This window comes from Yersinia aldovae ATCC 35236 (genome assembly GCF_000173735.1).
GTDB classification, from domain to species: domain Bacteria; phylum Pseudomonadota; class Gammaproteobacteria; order Enterobacterales; family Enterobacteriaceae; genus Yersinia; species Yersinia aldovae.
The window spans coordinates 14416-34299 of the sequence record NZ_ACCB01000015.1; the positions used below are offsets into that span (position 1 = coordinate 14416).

Below are 19884 nucleotides of genomic sequence, written 5' to 3' on the forward strand. Positions count from 1 at the left end.
GGACGCCCGCGAAAAGTGCGCTGGGCAGGGATGCCCATCGCGCTGGTTCGTCAGCCCGAAAGGCGCAGGTGGGGCAATATTTCGCGCAAGCGCTGGATTCCACAAGGGTGCGCACCCTTTGGCGGTTGAAGCTACGGAGATAAGCGAATCACTAAACTCATGACAACCGAACCGGGTCACAGAACAAGCAACAACTGAATTTGATCTCTCAATTACCAAACCAGATTTAATCCATTTCTGATTTGTGAAAAACAAAAAGGGACACCAATGTGCCCCTTTTATGTACTTACAAAACCAAATCTAAATCAGATCTTTGGCCCTGCGCTAACCAATGCCGCCCCTGCTGGGGTATCGGTATACTTATCGAAGTTGGTGGTGAAACGCTTCGCCAAGTCTTCGGCCTTCTCTTGCCACTGCGCGACATCCGCGTAGGTATCACGCGGGTCAAGGATGGCGGGATCTACCCCCGGTAATGCCATTGGCACCGCCAGATCAAAGATTGGCAGAGTGAAGGTTTCAGCTTTATCAATTTCACCATTCAGAATGGCGTCAATGATAGCGCGGGTATCTTTGATGGAAATACGTTTGCCAGTACCATTCCAGCCAGTGTTGACCAGATAGGCTTGCGCACCCACCGCTTGCATACGTTTCACCAGCACTTCTGCATATTGTGTTGGATGCAGCGACAGGAAAGCCGCACCAAAACAGGCTGAGAAGGTCGGTGTTGGCTCAGTTACACCGCGCTCAGTACCGGCCAGTTTAGCGGTGAAGCCAGACAGGAAGTGATACTGGGTCTGGTTAGCCGTTAAGCGTGATACCGGTGGCAATACACCAAAGGCATCGGCGGTTAGGAAAATAACCTTGGTGGCATGGCCTGCTTTAGACACCGGTTTAACGATATTTTCGATGTGGTAAATCGGGTAAGAAACACGGGTATTTTCAGTTTTAGAACCGTCGTTGAAATCAACGGTGCCATCAGCCAGCACGACCACGTTTTCCAGCAAGGCATCACGTTTAATCGCATGGAAAATATCGGGTTCTGCTTCTTCGGATAACTTGATGGTTTTGGCGTAACAGCCGCCTTCAAAGTTAAACACGCCGTCATCATCCCAGCCGTGTTCATCATCGCCGATCAACTTGCGTTTCGGGTCAGTAGACAGCGTGGTTTTACCGGTACCGGACAAGCCGAAGAAGATGGCCACATCGCCTTTTTCGCCGACGTTCGCCGAGCAATGCATGGACGCAATGCCTTTCAGTGGCAGCAGGTAGTTCATCATTGAGAACATACCTTTTTTCATCTCGCCGCCATACCATGTGCCGCCAATTAGCTGCATACGCTCTGTCAGGTTGAATGCGACAAAGTTTTCTGAATTTAGACCTTGCTCTTTCCAGTCCGGATTGGTGCATTTAGCGCCGTTCATCACGATAAAATCAGGTTCGAAACGAGCCAGCTCTTCATCGGTTGGGCGAATAAACATGTTTTTGACGAAATGCGCCTGCCAGGCCACTTCGGTAACAAAACGAACTTGCAAACGGGTATCGGCGTTTGCGCCGCAGAAGGTATCAACAACAAACAGACGCTTACCGGACAGTTGCTCAGTTACCAACCCTTTCAGGTGGCTCCAGGTCTCTTGGCTCAGCGGTTTGTTATCATTCTTACCTTTGCCCTGATCCGCCCACCACACGGTATCTTGCGTGATAGCATCGCGGACGATGTATTTGTCTTTCGGTGAGCGGCCGGTAAAGATACCGGTATCGACCGCTATTGCTCCCGTGGTGGTGAGGGTTCCGCGTTCGTATCCTTTCAGCGTGGGTTTTGTCTCCTCTTGGAACAGTAAATCATAGCTTGGGTTGTAAACAATCTCGCTGACGTTATGGATGCCATAGGCGGCGAGCTCCTGCGGGGTAATTCCTTTAACACTCATGTCATAACTCCTGGATCGTCAATTTTCTACCGCGATTGTAAATCCTCATCCCTGATTAACAGCGATAGCTATCAAAGATTTAAACATATGGCCTATTTTTCGCTGGGTTATGAGAGATAGGACACGGATTATCGCAAGTGTGAAACGCCAGAAGAGATGGCTGGGCACGAGTCAGCACCCAGCCATTGCATTAAGGGAATTAATGAATCTGTTCGGAAGAAGAACTATTACCACTTTTTAGTGAGGCGATATCGACAGCATCAAACAGGTAATGATTGCCGCAATACTCACAATGCATGTCAATGTTGCCATCCTGCTCTAGCATTTCATTAACATCATCTTCGGACAGCGTGACTAATGCATCAGCACAACGCTCACGAGAACAGGTGCAGCGGAAACTGACATTTTGCGGCTCATATAGCGTCACTTCTTCCTGATGGTATAAACGATACAGCACTTCATTGGCTGGCAGCGTAAATAACTCTTCAGCTTTGATGGTGGCAGTTAATTGAGCTAAATGATCAAACTCATCTTCATTACGCTCTTGAGCGGGCAAGACTTGCAGTAACATGCCCCCCGCCGCTGCTTTGCCCTCTGTGTTGCCGGTGCGGATAAATAGGCGTGTTGGCAATTGTTCAGATTGCATGAAATAGCTTTCCAGGCAAGCGGCGATAGTGTCACCTTCCAGCGCCACCACTCCCTGATAGCGTTCTCCCCTGGCCGGGGTGATGGTTATCACCAGACAACCGTTGCCGACCATCTCTTTGAGCGTGCTTTCATCGCTGATTTCGCCTTTAAAACGTGCGACACCGCGCATTTCCTGCCGGTTGTTGCCGTTAATTACTGCCAGTGTCAGCGGACCATCTCCTCCCTGCAATTGCACGGTGATATCCCCCTCAAATTTGAGGGTGGCGGTCAACAGGCTGGTCGCCACCAACATTTCGCCTAACAGTTTTTGTACTGCGGGTGGGTAATCATGGTTGGCTAAGACCTGTTGGTAGGTTTCATTGACTGAAACCAGTTCACCGCGTACCGCATGGTTGGCAAACAGGTAGCGATGTAATTGGTCATGATTGGACATAGGTTTCTCTCTTTCTGGCCGCCATTTACTGTTTACTCAGGCTCGCCTTGTTTAAATTTGATCAGGTCGCGGCGTTCTTTTTTATCCGGCCGCCGATCCGGATGTGGCATCGTCAGGGCGTTGAGTTTACGTGCCTGTGCCACTTTCTCGCGGTTAGTAATACTGGCATCGGTTTCTTCATACATCGCCTGTGCTTCAGTGGCTCCTCGGCGCTGACCCTGTAATGCCAACACCTTCACGGTGCGCTCATCATTGCCTTGACGCAGGCGAATTTCAGCATTGAGTTCAACCAGTTTGCTCGGTTTACCGCGCTGGCCGTTGTAATGGACTTTACCGCCATCCACCATTTCCCGGGCGATTGCTCTGGTTTTATAAAACCGCGCCGCCCACAGCCATTTATCCAGCCGTATCGATTCATCAGAGGCTGCTTTGTTCTTCATGAATACTCCTGCTATTCTACTGATTTACCCATGTCATTTTACTCACAACGTAATTGCAGAGCGGGTAACAGCTTGCGGTAGTCATTGATTGCAGGATGGTTGCGAAACGCTTTATCAGCACAGCTGGAGTCCGGGTTTTCTATGCCCAGACAATAGCGGATACCAAAAGTATGCGCAGCATCCAGAATGGTTTCACTGTCGTCAACAAATAAGGTTCTGGCCGGATTGAATCCGGTGTGCTGCGCAACAGCTTGCCACAGCCGTTGATCTTCCTTCGGATAACCAAATGTGTGGGTAGAAAGTAATAAATCAAGGTGTTGATCAAGTGCCGTGTGCTCAACTTTTACCGCAAGACTGTGTGGATGGGCGTTAGTGAGCAAAATTGTTTTTACCCCACGTTCACGTAAGCCGGCTAAAAAAGGCGCGGTATCCTGACGCAGGCGCACTCGGCTGCCCGCATCAGTCGTCATGGCGTAAATATCCAAATCAAGGCGTTCGCTCCAATAATCGAAGCAATACCAATTTAATGTGTGCTGCACCGCCAGATATTCATCATGGATAATTTTGTGTGCTTGCTCCAGCGGGATGCCCCGATGCTCACTGAGTGCCATCGGTACCTGCTTGAGCCAGAAGTGGCTGTCGAACTCCAAATCCAGCAAAGTGCCATCCATGTCCAGCAGCACGGTATCAATTTCTTGCCAATTGAGATCTGGCGGCATAGCGACTCCACATAGTTATCCAGGCGACAAATGAACCGACGTTTTTGATAAAAACGCAAGTGTAATGTTAGCCTAGCATAGCAAAGTTACCCTGCGCACACCCGTGGACATCGCAAGTAGGAACATGAAAAGCAGCTAACGCAGACGCGGTGATGGGGTGAGGTTGTGATTAAAGCAATCGTCATAATAGTGCTGAATATCATCCATCCGGCTGCGGTTCTTCAATACCCGCATAATCAATAAGGTGGCATTGACCAGTAAACAGACGACCAATGCCAGCAGCAACAGGCTGGTGCCGAGATAGCGGCCCAATGTGACAATATCCGGCTCACTGTGCAGCGCAATGTGCCGTGTACCATTGGCATCGACAGTTATATTGGTGATGATACCTTCAGCTTTAAACGGCGTATTGAGCAGCAAACCGGAAAGCCGTTGCAGCTCGCGCCACTGTTCCAGTGCGCTGTAATCGAACAGCGGCACTGACGGGGCAGGGTGATTGACCAACTGCTTGCCTTCATCACTGGTTATCAGAAAGCCTCCGGGCGGCGGGCTGTTCAGTGCTTCGGTTGCCAAATGGGTTTCGCGATAAACAAACGAGGATGTTGCCGTATTCACCAGATTTTCCAAAGCATCAGCACTGACCGGACGTAACAGTACATTCATGCCTTTCAAAGCCCCGGATTGCGCCCGCTTGACCAACCCCGGCCAGTTTCTGGCATTCCCCAAATTCACCAACGCATTCTTCAGGCGAATACAGTCGGCATCGTTACTACATAACGTTTGCGTTTTCAGAACGATATCGGCGAAGTTATCCAGCAGAATCATGCCAGATTTCTCGATGGCCGTTGCCAGTTGTGGGTTGACGCTGGCATCGGTGCCTTGGGGATGCAACTGATGGTTAACCGAGGCGACCAGTGCTGCCGCTTTTTCAATGGTGTCAGATTCTGGTTGCGGCAGTGGTTCAGCGTTATTCCAGTAAATACCGGAGCAATCAAAAGGGGTAAAAACGAAGTTACGTGAATTTTGGCTATTTGGCGGCACATAACACATCCCATTACCTTGTGCTTTCAGCATATCACCAATACGTAATGGCATCTTTTCAAGGGCTTCAACGCTGGTAACCTGCTGACTCTGTGCGCCTTGCAACCAGGCAACACTCAGTTTGAGTGGTAATCCCAGCGGCACATAAATTAGCAATAACACCAATACCAATAGTGAGCCGGCCACGAGTGTGAGGTTTTTCCCCCAGCGCTGTAACGGAAAATGTTTCATTTCATCATGCAGCGATAAAAAAGCCCCCTGACGGACAACCTGACGATTGAGGTAGATATCAATATGGGTTTTTTTACCCAGGTCCTGGGCGAAATACGGCCCCCAATGAGCGGGATAAATCAGATCGACAATGCCAAGGGAGATATTATTCATCTGCGCCTGATTCGATTCACCGAACAGCCCCCAGCGCTTTGGTGTACCCCTTAGACAATGGACTTCACGTAAATCTTTATCCGCCAACGGGCGGAGCATATTCCAACATGCCCAGCCAGTTAAGGTCGCGGCTACGATAACCAGCCAAAGCATAGTTACCGCCGGGCCGGTGAGTGCCAAAAACAGTAATAACAATGCGACACAGATAACCAGCGCTTCTTTGAGGCCATTGGGACCATGCAGGGCATACTCTTCTGCGGTTTCTTTGCGGATATTGAGTAGTTCAATGTGTTCACTATCTTTTTTGCGGATTGATGCATTTTGCACCGCAGAGGGTAGAAGTGGTTGATAGCTATTTTCTGGCTGATGATTTTTAAGGGTATGCCCATTAAGAGAAATCACCAACGGGATGGTCTGAGTCTGGATAAGCTCTACATCGTTATCCTGAGTGATATATTGTTCCCATGAAGGGGGCAAATGAACTTCAATTGAATCAAGATAATAACGCCATTCATTGGGTTCATCGCTGGCGACGCCATAGCGGGTAATCGCGCGGGTCACCGAATAGACATTGTCACTTTGTGGAGTGAGTACCAACTTTCCTGATGAAATGTTGTCGTTAGTCAGTGTTCGTGAATCAAACGTTGGTTGTGATTTGAAACCGACTTTTTCTTGCTGATTGAGCAAGTAATTTTCAATATTAACGCGTTCTTCAGGGGTAAGTTTGCGGCAGGTGGGCTTGACGAACGGCATTGTTACCGTTGCGAGTGAAAGGTGGCGGAATCGGAACCACCACCACAAGCCGACCACAATCATGCTGGTCAGCAGTAAGGCCAATATTAAGACCATTGTACTCTTCCTTTCCCCATTCCCTCGCCCCTGACTGACATCAACACTATGAAAAAATACATATTATGCATAAATACAGTGCAGAGGCATTTATACCCTTTGTACCTGAAGCCACAGGATTGTGAGCTATGCTTACTCACCCGAATTACTTGACTTATATAAGCTTATCGAGATTATGAGCCTCTCCCTGCGGGTGAGTGCAAACGCCGTTCAAAATGGTTTACAACCCATTCGCCGTTTATTTGCAACTCCAAGTTCTTTGGTTATAACAGGGTTATTTCAGTGAGCTAGCTTTAGACGCGCTATTATTCATCAAATAACCTAATACAAGTGCTCTTAAACTGCTCGTAGACTAATAAGGATAGCAAGGCTAAAACAGCGGTAATATCAGCATAATCCTATTTTCAAACACAATTTTTAACATGTACCTGACTGGAGGTGGTTAAAAAACAACCAGTTTAATCTTGGTTAAACTCACCGTCATGTTAAAAACAGACAAATTATATCTAACTGGCATTGCGATAAAGGTTCTCATTAACGCACAATGTGATCAAGTTCTAATAAAACGCTGCATAAAATGTCAGGATTTTCGTTATGAACAAAAAATGGTCTACCGCGTTGTCATAAGAAGGTCTGTGTTATCAGGATGGGGGTCAGATGGGCGGTGATATTTTAATTTGGGGCTATCATGGCATACTTGCAAAAACCTAAAATTCTTAAAATAGAAACAATTGCCCGCTCCCGCTTATTTACCGTTGAAGCGGTTGATCTGGAGTTTAGCAATGGCGTGCAACGTGTTTATGAGCGTATGCGGCCATCTAACCGTGAGGCCGTGATGATTGTGCCGATTATCGGCGATGACTTGCTGCTGATTCGTGAATATGCTGTCGGTATTGATGCGTATGAATTGGGGTTCCCGAAAGGGCTGATTGATTCCGGTGAAGAGGTGCTGGAGGCGGCTAATCGTGAGCTAATGGAGGAGGTTGGGTTTGGTGCCAAGCGCTTCGATTACCTCACCAAACTGACAATGGCACCGTCCTATTTTTCCAGCAAAATGAATATTGTTATGGCGCATGACCTTTACCCGCAAAGCCTGGAAGGTGATGAACCGGAGCCACTACCGCAAGTCCGTTGGCCTATTGCCAATATGATGGCGCTCCTCGATGAGCCAGATTTCTGTGAGGCACGTAATGTCAGCGCTCTTTTTCTGGCGCAGGCATTTCTTAATAAGCGATTACCAGAATAGTCCACTATCCGAGATAAAAAAACCGGGCTGACCTTGCGGTCACCCGGTTTTTGTCTGAATACTGCTGTTACATCAATAAGTCACAGCAGCGGCAGGTATGATGGTCAGAACAATTCGTGAGTCTGGCCGTTGTCCATCAGCGTGGTACCCGCTTCATGTACTGAGTATTCAGTCGGTTGTGTCCCGTCGATAAAGAACTCAGGGCGACTGCCTGGCCCACCACTGGATAACTTACCGGTTTGCTTATCAATCACGACACTGACAATCCCTGGTGGCGGTGGTACTTGCTTCTCAGGTAAGCCTGCAAGAGCGGCTTTCATAAACTCATTCCAGGCTGGCTGCGCTGTTTTTGCCCCGCCTTCCGCCCCGGAAATCTGATCCGGTATTGCGCCTGATGCCGTGCTGCGGCCTAAGTCGCGGCGATGATCATCAAAGCCAATCCAAACCGAGGTCACGGTATCGGGACCATAACCCGAGAACCAGGCATCTTTCGAATTGTTTGTCGTACCGGTTTTACCGCCGATATCTCTACGTTTCAGATCACGACCTGCCCGCCAGCCTGTTCCCATCCAGCCCGGTTCCCCGAAGATGTTGGTGTTCAGGGCGTCACGGATCAGGAACGCCAATGGCGTGCTGATAACATGAGGCGCATATTGCTGGTCACTGTTGAGCGCGGCCTGAGCCGGTGTGACTTGCTCCAGTTCTGGCATTGGCACCGTACTGGCATTACTGTTCTGAGAAGTGGAGACGTTTTCGGTATTATCGTCAGAAAGCACTACAGAACGTTGAGTATCACCATAAATCACCGGCAGATTACAACTTTCGCAGACAATTTTAGGCTTTTCTTCAAACAGCACATTACCTACATCATCGGTGATCTTGGTAATGAAATACGGGTCGACCAAATAGCCGCCGTTGGCCAACACCGCATAACCGCGAACTAACTGCAATGGTGTGAACGAAGCAGAACCCAACGCCAGTGATTCTGAATGCACAATGTTCTGTGCCGGGAAGCCAAAACGTTGCAGATATTCAGCGGCATAATCGACGCCCATTGCTCGCATTGCCCGCACCATAACCACGTTTTTCGATTGCCCTAAGCCCTGACGCAAGCGGATTGGCCCATCGTAAGTGGGGGGGGAGTTTTTCGGCCGCCAGTCAGTACCTGCACCGGCATCCCAGCGGGTAATTGGCAGGTCGTTGAGGATGCTCGCCAGTGTCAGCCCTTTGTCCATCGCGGCGGTATAGAGGAACGGTTTAATATTCGAACCCACCTGACGTAGCGCCTGGGTAACACGGTTAAATTTACTTTGGTTAAAGTCAAAACCGCCTACCAGCGCTTTAATTGCACCATTATTCGGATCGATGGACACCAGCGCGGAGTTGACGTCGGGCACCTGCGCCAGCCACCAGTTATCTTCGACTTTTCGGACCCAGATTTGCTGGCCCGGTTGTACCACATCAGTGACCTGTTTAGGTGTTGGCCCCTGCGCATTATCTGATTTATACGGCCGCGCCCAACGCATCCCAGACATCGGCAGCGCCACGTCACTGCCATCAGCCAACATGGCGGTGGCTTGCGCGGCATTCGCTTGTGTCACCACCGCAGGTAACAGCGGGCCATATACCGGCAGTGTTTTTAGCGAATCGATAATTTGCTCACGACTCCAGGCGCTCTCGCCCACTTTCCATAACACATTGGACGGGCCGCGATAGCCATGACGCATATCGTAAGCTAATACGTTGGCTCGTAATGATTCAAGCGCGGCCAACTGGAGTCTTTTAGTGATGGTGGTATAGACCTGATAGCCGTCGGTGTAAGCATTTTCACCGTAACGTTTGATCATCTCCTGACGCACCATTTCGGACAGGTAAGGTGCTGAGAAAGCAATTTGTGGCGCATGGTAGTTGGCAACCAACTCTTCACTGCGAGCCTGATCGTACTGCGTTTGGGTGATGTATTTTTCATCCAACATACGCGACAGCACAACATTACGGCGCGTAACAGCGCGGTCATGTGAGTAAAGCGGGTTGAAAGTTGATGGCGCTTTTGGCAAACCAGCAATCATTGCCATTTGGCTGAGTGTTAACTCATTGACCTCTTTGCCAAAATAAACTTGCGCGGCAGCACCGACACCATAGGCGCGGTAACCGAGATAAATTTTATTCAGATACAGTTCAAGGATCTCATCCTTAGTCAGTAACTGTTCGATACGGATTGCCAGAAACGCTTCCTTGATTTTGCGCATTAAGGTGCGTTCCGGGCTTAAAAAGAAGTTTCGCGCTAATTGCTGGGTGATGGTACTGGCCCCCTGAGAGGCACGGCCTGACACCATCGCGATCGACGCTGCACGCATAATACCCACCGGATCCACGCCGTGATGCTCATAGAATCGGCTGTCTTCCGTTGCAATAAATGCATGTATCATTTCTGGCGGAATTTGTTTTAATGTCAATGGGATACGGCGTTTTTCGCCGTATTGGGCGATCAATTCGCCTTCGGCGCTATACACCAGCATCGGCGTTTGCAGCCGGACATCTTTCAGCGTGGCAACGTCGGGTAGCTGAGGCTCAATATATTTATACAGGCCAAATATCGAGGCAGCTCCCAGTAAAATGCAACACACCGCAAGGATTAAAAGATACTTTACGAACTTCACCTGAGATTTCCCATTCAATGTCAATTGGGCAGTTTATAAACAACCGCGCCGTAGTATAAAGGCAAGCCCGTAACATGGATACGTTCTTTTATTTTCTCTTTCGACATGGAGGTCGACAAAGATGTACTCACAATCTTGGCAGGTAGGGCTAGATATTCAAATGGAGGCGATACGCGCCTTGGCCGTTGTCAGACGCCGCTATGGCTGGCAACTACGCTACTGGTGGCATCAATCCTTACCTTCTGGCGTTTTGCGGGAGGGTATTTTACATCAGCCAGATATCGTTAGCGAACAACTCAAATTATTACATAAACAGCTACCTAAAAATATTTCATTACGTATTGCCTTACCCACACAACGCATACTGCAACACACCATTCCCACTCCGGATAAACGCTTGCGTGAGCCTGCACGCGGCGGTTTTATCAATGCGACGGCAAGCCGAGTCTTTCCGGCGAACAATCAGGCATTGTCGCTGGATTACCGCACCGCATCTGCATCCGGTAGCGAGATAATCATAACCGCAGCCCGACAGACCGAGGTACAACAGTGGCAAGCATGTCTAAATCAGGCGGGCTTACCAGCACATGTGATTGATATTACTCCTTGTGCTCTACGTTATATGGCCGCCGCCGCAGGTCTATCGGGAAACTATTGGTTGGTTCATCGGCTGGTCGATGAATGGTTATGGGTCTCATCCAGTGATATGCCATTTGACTATGGCGTCATCGTTCCTGATGGCGACAGTGACGGGCCGCATGGCCAGCGGACTAACACAACTGACCCGCTGGCGCAGTTATACATTCGTCTGGCCAGCGCGCACGATAGCCCTGTACGGGTCTATTACAGCAGCCTGTTTGAAGAGCCTTTACCTGACAATATGATGGCATGGTCACCCTTCGCCGCTTTTGCACAGTACCAACCACCATTACCGCCACTCCCCGCCGCATTTACTTTAGCCGGAGGGCTGGCATTACGTCCGGCAGACTATTGATGTATCAGGTTAATTTTATACCCTGGCGTGCTGAGCGACAGAGGGCGCGTTTTCGTTTTTGGCGCAATACGGGGCTGTGTCACCTGGGGCTGGTCGTTATTGGATTCGTTGTGATGTCGATGCAATTGCGTGGTGAGCGCATCCTGCTGCAAGGCAATTTGGTGGTGTTATCACAGCAGCAGGCCGTATTGAGCCAGCGCCATCAGGTGATACAACAAGAAATCGCTCGTTTGGCCGAAATGAAGCAGCGTTTTCAGCTTTATCAGCAGGCACGGCAACCTGCTCGCCACTATTTTCGCTTATTGCAGCATTTGTCAGAACACATTCCAGATAGCTGTTGGTTGGAGGCTCTGATTCCGCAAGGCAATATTTTGGCCTTCACTGTTATCAGCCGGGATTACATCGCAATTGATACATTTCTGAGAATGTTATATCGCCAGCCTCTACTTGAAAAAGTGCGCCTGGAGGGGATTACCCAACGGGATGATGGCAACTTTCGTTTTGTCGTGCGTGCCAATTGGCAGCCGGGGAGCGGGGTTAAATGAGTAAAATCGGAATGAACAGGACGGTAATGAATCGAATGTTACAACACTGGGTAGATAAACCGGGCTGGCAGCTCTGTTTATGGTTATGGGGGCTGTTGGGGATAATCGGTGTTATAGCTTACGGTGTGATGCTGCGGCCTGAATGGGCGGAACATGGCCGTTTTACTGATGAAATAGCGCAACAGCAGCAAAGTATCAATAATCAGCAATCCAGACTTATGCAGTTGCCTTCACTTTCATCTCTTCGAGATCAATCTAACGTATTGTTACAAAAAGAATCGCTACATGAAGGATGGCTTTCTGCCGAGGGGGAAAAGCAATCGTTTGATAGCGCACTGGCTCATCAAGTTGGTGAATGGATTATGCCATTTGGTGGCCAGGTGGTGCGTTGGCAACGGGTAGTTGAACCGACAGACGCAGGAAATTACCAACTTTTGCCAGGTCAGAATAAACCGCTTCCAGAGCAGAAAGAATATTTTCCGGAGCATAAAAAACAATGGGATACGACATTGCGGATTAATTTTCATGGGGCGCTTCATTTACTGCGTCAACTGACCCTATCTCCATCGCCTATCTTGATAAAAATCATTGAGATAAATCGTGAAAATCGCGCTTTGACAATAAAGCTAAACCTCAAGGAGTATCGTGCCGAGGGGAAACATGAGTAACAACAGAGGATGGTGGACTATCGCACTGCTCACACCGATGGTTTATGCAGAACCATTATCGCCAGAGCTTGAGAATGCGAGGAATAACGGGCGTGACCCTTTTCAGGCTATATCAACTATACCGTGTGATGCTCAACAGGAAAAATTGACGGATTGGCAGTTACAAGGGGTTGTTAGCGGTGTGAGTTATCAATCTGGCTGGGTGCGTAGGCCTGATGGAGTCTGGCTGAAACTTATCGTTGGGGCATTGTTGTCAGCGAACTGGCAAGTTTCTCATATTGGTTCACGCCAGATACGCTTACAGCATGTGAACCCCGATATCCCCTGCTCAGGCTTATCAGCAACGGCGATGCTATTGATGCGCTAAATTCAGTATTTCGCCCAGAGATAATCAGTACTAAAAGGAATTAATCTGATGAATATTAATACTAAAATATGGATTTCTCCGTTGTTCTACCGTGTCTCAAAATGGTCAAAATTAGCCCGTCATATATTGCTTTATGGGGTTCTCAGCAGTGTATCTATCTGCTGCGCGGCATCTTATAGCACTGGCAAGGGGCAATTGGTTTCACTGGAGTTTCAGGATGCGCCTGCCACTTTGGTTTTGCAGGCGCTGGCTGATTATCAGCAATTGAATCTGGTGGCAACATCCGGCATCGGCGGTAATCTCAGTCTGAGATTAAACGAAGTGCCTTGGGAGCAGGCGCTGGCAATAACACTGCGCATGAGCCGTTTGACGGTTGAACGTGATGGTGCGGTGATGATGGTATTTACCGAGCAAGAGTTGCAAGAGAGGCGGCAGCAGGCAGAACAAAAAGCGTTACCGGAGACACTGAGCAATCTCACATTGGCATTGCAGTATGCTGATGCCCAACAAGTGGCCGATAGTCTGAACCTACCTGAAGGCGGCTTACTTTCACCTTTAGGCAGCGTGGTGGTAGATAAACGAACAAATACATTATTAATTCGCGATACTCCCGCTTCTTTAGCATTACTGAAAGTTTGGCTGGCAGAGATGGATTTGCCTTTACAGCAAGTGCAGTTAGCGGCACACATCGTAACTATGAGTCGGGAAAATTTGCATGAACTTGGTGTGCGTTGGGGGATGGATGAAGCAACGCAGCCCCGTGCGCTGAGAGTGAATAATTTTAATGTGAATTTGCCACTCCCCAATAGCGCCCTCAGCGCTGGATTCAATGTTGCCCGTATCGGCGGGCGTCTGCTGGAACTGGAATTGAGCGCGCTGGAGCAAGAAAATCAGGTTGATATTATTGCCAGCCCTCGGCTGGTGACATCCCATCAGCAAACTGCCAGTATCAAGCAAGGTTCTGATATTCCTTATACGGTCTCGCGGGGTAAAAAAGGGGTGCCTACTATTGAGTTTAAAGAGGCAGTATTAGGGATGGAAGTTACGCCAAAAATACTGCGCAACGGTAAGATTACTCTAAACTTGAAAATCAGCCAAAACATGCCGGGCATGGCGATTAAACGCGGCGATAGTGAAGCATTACTAATAGATAAGCAGGAAATTAAAACGCAAATAACGGTCAATGATGGAGAGACTATCGTGCTGGGCGGTATTTTCCAGCAAAAAAACAATCAGGGTATTAATAAAGTTCCAATCCTGGCCGATATCCCTCTGCTGGGGGCGTTATTCAAACAGGACGTTCGGGCGCAAACCCGACGAGAGCTAGTGATTTTCATCACGCCAAGGTTAATTGGCATCTGAACGCTGTGGGATTCAGTTTCACGAAAACAGGTCAATCTTAGTGACTTTCTGTAATTTTTTACGTGATAGGGGGCTTCTAAATTTGACGCTGCGCCCGATTTAGCTTACAAGGGTTACCGAATTGAGCTCCGAGGTTTTTAATAACGTTGATACGCCGATAAAAACGTATGGTTTCCCTCCCACGACGTGTACAACGATTTATTCGGTTGCCAAACTACCAGAAGTGCTGAGATAATTTTCCGTCTGATCTCGCACTATCGCTCATGAGGTTTCAGTTTAGGTCCCGCCGCTGATTTGATTGGCGGGGCGGGTTATCATTAACGAATAGTCTTAGTAATACCAAAAACATGGCAGAGAAACGCAATATCTTTCTGGTTGGGCCTATGGGTGCCGGCAAAAGCACTATTGGTCGTCAGTTAGCTCAGCAACTCAATATGGAGTTCTTCGACTCCGATCAAGAAATTGAGCGACGTACCGGAGCTGACGTGGGCTGGGTATTCGACGTGGAAGGCGAAGAAGGTTTCCGCGATCGCGAAGAAAAAGTTATTAATGAACTGACGGAAAAACAAGGCATTGTTCTGGCAACCGGTGGTGGCTCTGTTAAATCCAGAGAAACCCGCAACCGTTTGTCAGCCCGTGGTGTTGTGGTGTATTTAGAAACCACAATCGAGAAGCAGTTGGCCCGTACACAGCGTGACAAAAAACGTCCGTTGTTGCAGGTTGATGCGCCTCCGCGTGAAGTGTTAGAAGCACTGGCAAAAGAACGTAATCCGTTGTACGAAGAAATTGCAGATGTCACCATCCGCACTGACGATCAAAGCGCGAAAGTTGTTGCTAACCAGATCATCAACATGCTGGAAAGTAACTGATTTTAGCATTTTACTAATGCCTCCGGGCGTAAGTTAAGAAGGTTACTGAGCGCGACATGGAGAAGATTACTGTCACGTTAGGGGAACGTAGCTACCCCATTACGATTGCTGCCGGATTATTTAATGATCCGGTCTCTTTTAAACCGCTAAAGGTGGGTGATCAGGTAATGCTGGTGACCAACCAAACACTGGCTCCACTCTATCTGGATTCAATCCGGAAAGTGCTGGAACAGGGCGGCGTTCAAGTTGATCAGGTGATTTTACCTGATGGCGAGCAGTATAAATCTCTGAGCGTTTTGGAGCAGGTATTTTCTGCCCTTCTGGAAAAACCGCACGGTCGTGATACTACGCTTGTCGCCTTAGGCGGCGGTGTAGTGGGCGACCTGACCGGTTTTGCCGCAGCGTGCTACCAGCGTGGCGTCCGATTTATTCAGGTTCCGACTACGTTACTTTCTCAAGTGGATTCCTCTGTCGGTGGCAAAACCGCAGTGAACCATCCGTTGGGCAAAAACATGATTGGTGCCTTCTACCAGCCTGCTTCGGTGGTAGTTGATCTCAATTGTCTGAAAACACTTCCTCAACGTGAGCTTGCTTCCGGGCTGGCTGAAGTTATCAAATACGGCATTATTCTTGATGCAGCTTTCTTCGATTGGTTAGAAAATAATATCGACGCACTTTTAGCACTGGATATGTCAGCGTTAGCTTACTGCATCCGTCGCTGCTGTGAATTAAAAGCCGATGTTGTTGCTGCCGATGAACGTGAAGAAAGCGGGATGCGCGCTTTACTCAATTTGGGTCATACTTATGGTCATGCCATTGAGGCAGAAATGGGTTATGGCGTCTGGCTACATGGTGAAGCTGTTGCAGCAGGCATGGTGATGGCGGCACACACTTCACGTCGATTGGGCCAGTTCTCAGTTGAAGATGTTGAGCGTATCAAGAAACTACTGCTACGTGCTGGTCTGCCTATCTGTGGGCCACAGGAAATGACACCTGAGTCTTATCTACCGCACATGATGCGCGATAAAAAAGTGCTGGCGGGCGAACTTCGTCTGGTACTGCCAACGGCTATCGGTACGTCAGAAATCCGTGGTGGTATTGCACATGACATGGTGTTGGCCTCCATCGCTGATTGCCAGTGATAAAAATGACATAAGCGCGACGTGAATAAATTTTATATTCATAAGTACGATGATCATAAGTTCTATGATGCTGTATTATGAAACATCATATTCTTTCGCAGCAGGCGGTTTCGGCCTGTTTGCAGTCAGTAAAATCAATCAGCCGGATCGCAGACACACATGCGGTAGGCTTTTGCCTCTAGTTGGAGGGTTTAGATGGATGATTTAAAGCCGGAAGACGATCTGAAACCAGATAGCAGTGACCGTCGTCCTACACGTTCTCGCAAGCCCTCAACTGGGCCTAAACTTGCTGTTTCACGCCAACACATGATGATTGGCATCGGCATTTTGGTTCTGCTGTTGATTATTATCGCCATTGGTTCAGCGCTAAAAGCGCCAACTGAACATGAGGCTTCGCAACAGAACCCGAATGTGGATGCGGCGAAAACGATTAATTTGTCTGATTCCTCTTCACTAACCAGTGGTAATAATCCCCAGCCGGGTGTGGCGAACAATGCCAGCGATGGCCATGATGCCAACGGCGTGAAGAACAGCGCTCAGCCACAAGATCTCAGTGCGCCGCCAATTTCTCCGACGCCAACTGAGGCCGCGCTACAGCCTATAGCGAACGGCCCAACCCAGCGGGTGGAAGTGCCAGGCAACATGTCAGATGCGCTGTCACAGACACAGGGGCAGGTTGATACCTTGTCTCAGAACATGAATGATGGGCAGACGTCAACATTGCCAACGGCTCCGGCAACCGTTTCTGGTACCAAAGGTGCGACAGTGGCGGCAACGGGTGAAACTATCACTCATCCGGCACAGAAGCGTCCTGTGGTTGAGTCCAAACCGCCTGTTACCAGCCATAAAAAACCGACAACAGCGGTGACTCCGGCAGCCTCTTCTGGTAGTAAATCCAGTGTGGTTGCGGGTAATAGCAGTACGTTGAAAAATGCACCGGCTAGTCACTTCACGTTGCAACTGAGCAGCGCATCGCGCTCAGACACGCTGAATGCCTATGCCAAACAGCAACAATTATCTGACTATCATGTGTACGAAACGAAGCGTGATGGCAAACCTTGGTACATTTTAGTCAGTGGTAATTACGCTTCTTCAGCTGACGCAAAAAGGGCAATCACGACGCTACCAGCCGATGTTCAGGCAAAAAAACCGTGGGTTAAACCTGTACAACAAGTACAGCAAGACCTTAAAAAATAAATCATTCTTATTTGTGCGCTGATGTGCTGTTTGAAACAGAGTACAATCTGCGGCTCTGAATTATTAAGTAGCTAACTGACGGCATGAAGAAAAACCGCGCTTTTTTAAAATGGGCTGGTGGGAAATATCCGCTGGTTGATGACATTCGACGCCATCTGCCAGCGGGCGACTGCTTGATAGAGCCATTTGTCGGTGCGGGTTCGGTGTTTCTTAACACTGAGTACGAGTCTTACATACTGGCCGATATCAACAGCGACCTTATCAATCTCTACAATATAGTGAAGTTACGCACCGATGATTTTGTGCGTGATGCCCGCGTCTTATTCACGGGCGATTTCAATAATTCCGAGCATTTTTACCTGCTACGGCATGAGTTTAACGTCAGTACTGATGCCTATCGCCGTGCATTATTGTTCCTCTACCTGAATCGCCATTGTTATAACGGCCTGTGTCGTTATAATTTGAGCGGTGAATTCAATGTGCCTTTTGGTCGCTACAAAAAGCCCTACTTCCCTGAAGTTGAGCTGTATTGGTTTGCGGAAAAATCGCGAAAGGCCGTGTTTGTTTGTGAGCATTATCAGGAAACGCTATTAAAAGCAGTGCATGGAGCGGTGGTTTACTGTGATCCTCCGTATGCACCATTGTCCGCGACGGCGAATTTTACGGCATATCACACCAATAATTTCGGTATTGCAGATCAACAGAACCTGGCTCGCCTGGCTTACCAGCTTTCGGCTGAAAATCACATTCCGGTTCTTATCTCTAATCATGACACTGAGTTGACGCGCAATTGGTATCATCAGGCGTCACTGCACGTAGTGAGAGCGCGCCGTACTATCAGCCGTAATATTCTTGGCCGTAGTAAAGTGAACGAGCTTTTGGCGCTGTATAGCTGAGTGGGGCCACCACTCAGTACAGATTCAAACCCAGTTGTTTATGGAATAAGTTGTGCTTTAGATATTTATGCTAGAAAAATAGATAAAGTCGATATTTCATAAAACAAAGAACCACGTTTGGAGAAGCGGATGAAAAAGTTTTTAATTGCCCCATCTATTCTGTCAGCCGATTTTGCCCGGCTGGGTGAAGACACTGCCAAGGTGCTCGCAGCGGGGGCTGACGTCGTACACTTTGATGTGATGGACAATCATTACGTGCCCAACCTGACCATTGGACCGATGGTGTGCCAGGCTTTGCGTGATTACGGGATTACCGCGCCTATCGATGTGCATCTGATGGTGAAACCGGTTGATCGTATCGTGCCGGATTTCGCCAAAGCCGGTGCGACTTATATCTCATTCCATCCCGAAGCCTCTGAACACGTCGATCGCACCTTGCAACTGATCAAAGAGAATGGCTGCAAGGCCGGTCTGGTGTTTAACCCTGCCACGCCGCTGAGCTATCTTGATTATGTGATGGATAAGCTGGATGTCATCTTGCTGATGTCGGTGAACCCCGGTTTCGGTGGGCAGTCATTTATCCCTGAAACACTGAATAAGTTGCGTCAGGTACGTAAACTGATTGATGACAGCGGTTACGACATTCGTTTGGAAGTTGATGGTGGCGTTAAAGTGGATAATATCCGCGATATAGCGGCTGCCGGTGCTGATATGTTTGTGGCGGGGTCGGCTATTTTCAATCAGCCAGATTACGCCGCAGTCATTGATGCCATGCGCAGTGAATTGGCGATGTCTGCCCATGACTAAATTTGTCTCTATCCGTGGTGTGGCGTTCGATCTGGACGGCACATTAGTTGATAGCGCTCCGGGGCTTGCCAGCGCGATTGATATGGCGCTGTCACATCAAAACTTGCCGGTTGCCGGTAAAGATTTGGTATCAACCTGGATTGGCAATGGCGCTGATGTGCTGGTTGAGCGTGCGCTGCGCTGGGCCGGCCGCGAGCCTGATGCGCAATCTGTGGCGCATACCCGTGAATTATTTGACCACTATTACGCTAAAACCGTGGAGCAGGGGAGTCAGCTATTCCCGCAGGTGAAAGCCACGCTGGCACAACTGGCGGCCAGTGGCTTACCGATGGGCCTGATTACCAATAAGCCGACGCCGTTTGTTGCCCCTTTGCTGGCATCACTGGGTATTGCGGATTATTTCTCGGTTATTATCGGCGGTGATGATGTGGTGGTGAAAAAACCGCATCCAGCCCCGCTGTATTTGTTGTTAGCTAAACTTGGCCTGCGCGCTAGCGAAATGCTGTTTGTCGGCGATTCGCGTAACGACATTATGGCTGCGCAGGCGGCAGGTTGCCCATGTATTGGGCTGACCTATGGATATAATTACGGCGAAGCCATTGCTACCAGCCACCCCGATTGCGTGCTGGAGCATTTTGCCTCCCTGTTGCCCGTCATCGGGCTACCATCTTTAAAAGATCAGGAAGTATAAA

Annotated in this window: 18 protein-coding genes; 12 read left to right on the forward strand and 6 right to left on the reverse strand. The window is 48.9% G+C overall.

What is annotated here, in order from left to right; genetic code table 11:
- Positions 1 to 305: 305 nt before the first annotated feature.
- The 5 genes from pckA to YALDO0001_RS08890 all read right to left on the reverse strand — a co-directional run bounded on the left by pckA (position 306) and on the right by YALDO0001_RS08890 (position 6439).
- The gene (gene pckA, locus YALDO0001_RS08870; protein ID WP_004702200.1) at positions 306 to 1925 is read right to left on the reverse strand and encodes a phosphoenolpyruvate carboxykinase (ATP); all 1620 of its coding nucleotides are present in this window, start codon (positions 1923 to 1925) and stop codon (positions 306 to 308) included.
- Positions 1926 to 2124: 199 nt separating this feature from the next.
- Positions 2125 to 3006 carry an Hsp33 family molecular chaperone HslO gene (hslO, locus tag YALDO0001_RS08875; RefSeq protein WP_004702203.1) on the reverse strand — a complete coding sequence of 294 codons (882 nt, stop codon included), beginning with the start codon at positions 3004 to 3006 and terminating at the stop codon, positions 2125 to 2127.
- A 32-nt stretch (positions 3007 to 3038) separates the two neighbouring features.
- The gene (hslR, locus tag YALDO0001_RS08880) at positions 3039 to 3446 is read right to left on the reverse strand and encodes a ribosome-associated heat shock protein Hsp15 (protein WP_004702205.1); all 408 of its coding nucleotides are present in this window, start codon (positions 3444 to 3446) and stop codon (positions 3039 to 3041) included.
- A 38-nt stretch (positions 3447 to 3484) separates the two neighbouring features.
- The gene (gene yrfG / locus YALDO0001_RS08885) at positions 3485 to 4165 is read right to left on the reverse strand and encodes a GMP/IMP nucleotidase (RefSeq protein WP_004702207.1); all 681 of its coding nucleotides are present in this window, start codon (positions 4163 to 4165) and stop codon (positions 3485 to 3487) included.
- Positions 4166 to 4300: 135 nt separating this feature from the next.
- A complete protein-coding gene (locus YALDO0001_RS08890) occupies positions 4301 to 6439 on the reverse strand; it encodes an intracellular growth attenuator family protein (RefSeq protein ID WP_004702208.1) in 2139 nt (712 codons plus the stop codon).
- Positions 6440 to 7127: 688 nt separating this feature from the next.
- Between YALDO0001_RS08890 and nudE the strand changes: the two genes are divergently transcribed.
- Positions 7128 to 7685 (forward strand): ADP compounds hydrolase NudE, encoded by a 558-nt coding sequence (gene nudE, locus YALDO0001_RS08895; protein WP_004702211.1) that lies wholly within the window; start codon positions 7128 to 7130, stop codon positions 7683 to 7685.
- Between the two features lie 104 nt (positions 7686 to 7789).
- Here nudE and mrcA read toward each other — a convergent pair whose 3' ends face one another.
- On the reverse strand, positions 7790 to 10345 hold the full coding sequence (gene mrcA, locus YALDO0001_RS08900) for a peptidoglycan glycosyltransferase/peptidoglycan DD-transpeptidase MrcA (RefSeq protein ID WP_042839623.1): 2556 nt from the start codon (positions 10343 to 10345) through the stop codon (positions 7790 to 7792).
- A gap of 121 nt (positions 10346 to 10466) precedes the next feature.
- Here mrcA and pilM point away from each other — a divergent pair, with 121 nt between their 5' ends.
- From pilM to YALDO0001_RS08955, 11 genes are all read left to right on the forward strand, one after another.
- Entirely contained in the window at positions 10467 to 11339 is an 873-nt protein-coding gene (pilM, locus tag YALDO0001_RS08905) for a type IV pilus biogenesis protein PilM (RefSeq protein WP_004702215.1), read from the forward strand.
- On the forward strand, positions 11339 to 11884 hold the full coding sequence (locus tag YALDO0001_RS08910) for a PilN domain-containing protein (RefSeq protein ID WP_042839624.1): 546 nt from the start codon (positions 11339 to 11341) through the stop codon (positions 11882 to 11884). Before pilM ends, YALDO0001_RS08910 begins: the two co-directional genes overlap by 1 nt.
- Entirely contained in the window at positions 11881 to 12552 is a 672-nt protein-coding gene (locus YALDO0001_RS08915) for a pilus assembly protein PilO (RefSeq protein WP_231583081.1), read from the forward strand. Before YALDO0001_RS08910 ends, YALDO0001_RS08915 begins: the two co-directional genes overlap by 4 nt.
- The gene (locus tag YALDO0001_RS08920) at positions 12545 to 12919 is read left to right on the forward strand and encodes a pilus assembly protein PilP (protein ID WP_042839626.1); all 375 of its coding nucleotides are present in this window, start codon (positions 12545 to 12547) and stop codon (positions 12917 to 12919) included. Before YALDO0001_RS08915 ends, YALDO0001_RS08920 begins: the two co-directional genes overlap by 8 nt.
- Positions 12920 to 12967: 48 nt before the next feature.
- The gene (hofQ, locus tag YALDO0001_RS08925) at positions 12968 to 14281 is read left to right on the forward strand and encodes a DNA uptake porin HofQ (RefSeq protein ID WP_004702220.1); all 1314 of its coding nucleotides are present in this window, start codon (positions 12968 to 12970) and stop codon (positions 14279 to 14281) included.
- A gap of 347 nt (positions 14282 to 14628) precedes the next feature.
- Positions 14629 to 15150: a shikimate kinase AroK gene (gene aroK / locus YALDO0001_RS08930; RefSeq protein WP_004702222.1), complete on the forward strand. Its 522-nt coding sequence runs from the start codon at positions 14629 to 14631 to the stop codon at positions 15148 to 15150.
- A 56-nt stretch (positions 15151 to 15206) separates the two neighbouring features.
- Positions 15207 to 16292: a 3-dehydroquinate synthase gene (gene aroB, locus YALDO0001_RS08935; RefSeq protein ID WP_004702223.1), complete on the forward strand. Its 1086-nt coding sequence runs from the start codon at positions 15207 to 15209 to the stop codon at positions 16290 to 16292.
- Positions 16293 to 16487: 195 nt separating this feature from the next.
- Complete coding sequence (locus YALDO0001_RS08940) at positions 16488 to 17489, forward strand: SPOR domain-containing protein (protein WP_004702225.1); 1002 nt, start codon at positions 16488 to 16490, stop codon at positions 17487 to 17489.
- Between the two features lie 83 nt (positions 17490 to 17572).
- Positions 17573 to 18385 (forward strand): adenine-specific DNA-methyltransferase, encoded by an 813-nt coding sequence (gene dam, locus YALDO0001_RS08945; protein ID WP_004702227.1) that lies wholly within the window; start codon positions 17573 to 17575, stop codon positions 18383 to 18385.
- Positions 18386 to 18514: 129 nt separating this feature from the next.
- Positions 18515 to 19192: a ribulose-phosphate 3-epimerase gene (gene rpe / locus YALDO0001_RS08950; protein WP_004702229.1), complete on the forward strand. Its 678-nt coding sequence runs from the start codon at positions 18515 to 18517 to the stop codon at positions 19190 to 19192.
- Positions 19185 to 19883 (forward strand): phosphoglycolate phosphatase, encoded by a 699-nt coding sequence (locus tag YALDO0001_RS08955; RefSeq protein WP_042839627.1) that lies wholly within the window; start codon positions 19185 to 19187, stop codon positions 19881 to 19883. The genes rpe and YALDO0001_RS08955 overlap by 8 nt, the downstream gene beginning before the upstream one ends.
- Position 19884 lies beyond the last annotated feature (1 nt).